The sequence below is a fragment of the Candidatus Streptomyces philanthi genome (assembly GCF_059553635.1).
The window spans coordinates 1-2,431 of the sequence record NZ_JCANQV010000508.1 but is presented as its reverse complement, the minus strand read 5'-3'; the positions used below and the strand labels follow the sequence as shown (position 1 = coordinate 2,431).

General features: G+C 75.4%; 3 protein-coding genes. All 3 read right to left on the bottom strand.

Annotated features, from left to right (window positions below; genetic code table 11):
- On the bottom strand, positions 1–1,086 hold a 1,086-nt coding region (locus AC51EU_RS29610), incomplete at its 3' end, for an FtsX-like permease family protein (protein WP_496270174.1).
- 166 nt (positions 1,087–1,252) lie between these two features.
- Entirely contained in the window at positions 1,253–1,657 is a 405-nt protein-coding gene (locus AC51EU_RS29605; RefSeq protein ID WP_496270173.1) for a globin, read from the bottom strand.
- Positions 1,658–1,833: 176 nt separating this feature from the next.
- A partial coding sequence (locus tag AC51EU_RS29600) for an FHA domain-containing protein (protein ID WP_496270172.1) occupies positions 1,834–2,431 on the bottom strand: 598 nt, incomplete at its 5' end.

Sequence of the window (2,431 nt, the reverse complement as noted above, 5' to 3'; positions counted from 1 at the left end):
GGCGACGGCGGCGGGCAGCGCGAGCAGCAGCGCCTCGGTGAGGGCGAGCCCGGCGGTCCGGCGGCGGGAGGCGCCACGGGCCCGCAGCAGTTCCGTCTCGCCCTCCCGTTCCGTGCCGAGCATCCGGGCCACCAGTGACAGCGCGTACCCGGCGAGCAGGACGAGCTGGAGCGCGACGATCAGGATCGTCGAACGGTCCACCAGCAGCGAACGCCGCAACGTTGCGAGCGCGTCCGGCAGATCGGTGGCCGCCGTCACCTGCCCCGCGAACGCCGGGTCGGCCATCAGCGCCTTGGACGCGGCCCGCGCGGCGGAGCCCAGCGCGTCCAGCCGGTCCGCGGTCAGGGTGCGGAAGTCGGCGGTGGCGAGCCAGCCGACCGCGTCCTGGACGAGCGGGCCGTCCCGGAACGCCGCCGGGTCGGTGAGCAGCGGCCCGTACGTGGTGAAGCCCGCGCTGCGCACCCCGCGTCCGCCGAGGTCGTCGAGGCTCCAGTACGGGTCGGTGCGGTCCTTGGGCCGGAAGACGCCGGTGACCTCGACGGTCAGCCGGGCCTTGTCCGCGAGCCGGCTGGTGAGGTCGAAGCGCCGGCCGGGACCGAGACCGAGCCGCGCGGCGGCGGACTGCGGCAGCGCCACCTGGAGCGGGCCGCCCGACGCCGACGGCCAGGCGCCGTCGGTGAGCGTGACCCGGGAGCGGTCCACGACGGCGAACCGGGTGAGATCGGGCTCCTCGCCCGTACCGCCCGCGTGGTCCTGCGGGGGCCGCAGCGTCCGGGGCAGCGCGTAGGGACCGGAGCCGGTCAGGGTGCGGACCGTGAACGGCAGCCCGTCGAAGGCCCGCCGCGCCGCGTCGGCCACCGCGCGGTCCGCCGCGTGCCTCTTCTCGGCCGGAAGCTGCGCCTTGACCCGTAACGCGGCGGCCGCGGCGGAACGGGTGCCCAGGGCCTGCCGCAGTCCGGCGTCCCCGATCGCGCCGGTGTACGCGGTGAGCGTCGCCAGCACCGTCGTGGTCAGCAGCACCGACAGCAGGGCGGCGGCCGGCAGCAGCCAGTGGGCGCGCATCCGGCGAACGATGAATCCGGTCACGGTCCCCCCTGCCGCCGTCTGCATCGAAAGCCTGACCGAATGCTGTCAGGAGCGGGAGGACGGGGGAGCGGCCTTGACCGGATCGTGACCCCTGAGGGCCTGCCGTCCCACCCCCGTCCGCCTCGTGACGACGGGCCCGAGGGGGCCGCTCAGCGCGCGGTACGCGTCAGTCCGCGGTGTTGATCATCGAGGCGGCGGCGTACGTCAGGTAGTTCCACAGCTGCGTCTCGTGTTCCTCGGCGAGCTCCAGGGAGTCGACGGCCGTCCGCATGTGCCCCAGCCACGCGTCGTGCGCGGCCCGGTCGACGGCGAACGGGGCGTGCCGCATCCGCAGCCGGGGATGCCCGCGCCGCTCGCTGTACGTGCGGGGCCCGCCCCAGTACTGCATCAGGAACAGCGCGAACCGTTCCTCGGCCGGCCCGAGGTCTTCCTCCGGGTACATCGGCCGCAGCAACGGGTCCCCGGCGACGCCCTCGTAGAAACGCCGCACCAGGCGGCGGAAGGTCTCCTCGCCACCGACCTGTTCGTAGAAGGTCTGCTCCTGAAGCGTGCCGCGCGGAATCTTGTTCACCCGTCCATGGTGGCAGACGGCCCGGCGGAGGACTCCGGACGTAGGACGGGGCGGCCGGTTCCGGGCGGGGGCGGACGGGGCGCGGGGCCCGGTGCCGTAGGGCGCGCCCGTACGGCCGGGAAGCGCGCCGGGGCGCGACCGTGCGGCCGCGCCCCGGAACGGGAGGGTGCCGCCGGTCAGCCGCGGCGGACCGTGAGGGTCGTCCAGGCACCGACGTGCACCCGGTCGCCCTCGTGCAGGGGGATCGGGACATAGGGCTGGATCGGGTCCTCGGCGAGGTTCAGCGTGGTGCCGTTGGTCGAGCTCTGGTCGACCACGGCCCAGCTGCCGTCCTGCTGCCGCACCAGCATCGCGTGCTGGTGCGAGACGCCCGGGTCCTCCGGCGAACGCGCCAGGTCGACGTCCGGGGACTCACCCGTGCTGTTGCGGCGCCGGCCGATCGTGATCTGCTCACCGGCCAGCGGACGCACCTGCTCGGGGGAGTACGCGGGCAGGTTCAGCCCCGCCGCCTCCGGACCACTGCGCGCCATCATCGCCATGAAGTACTCACGGTCCGGCGCGATGGCCACCACCCATCCCTCGCCGACGACCGGCGGCCCCTGCTGCGGCGCCCCGGCCTCGGGCCACCGCTGCTCCGCCTGCGGGGCGTCGTACGCACCGCCCTGCGGCTGCTGCCCGTACGGGCCGGGCTGCTGCGGGAACGGCGGGGGTTGCTGCCCGTCGAACGGGGCGGGCTGCTGCTGCCCGTCGAACGGGGCGGGTGCGGCGGGCGGG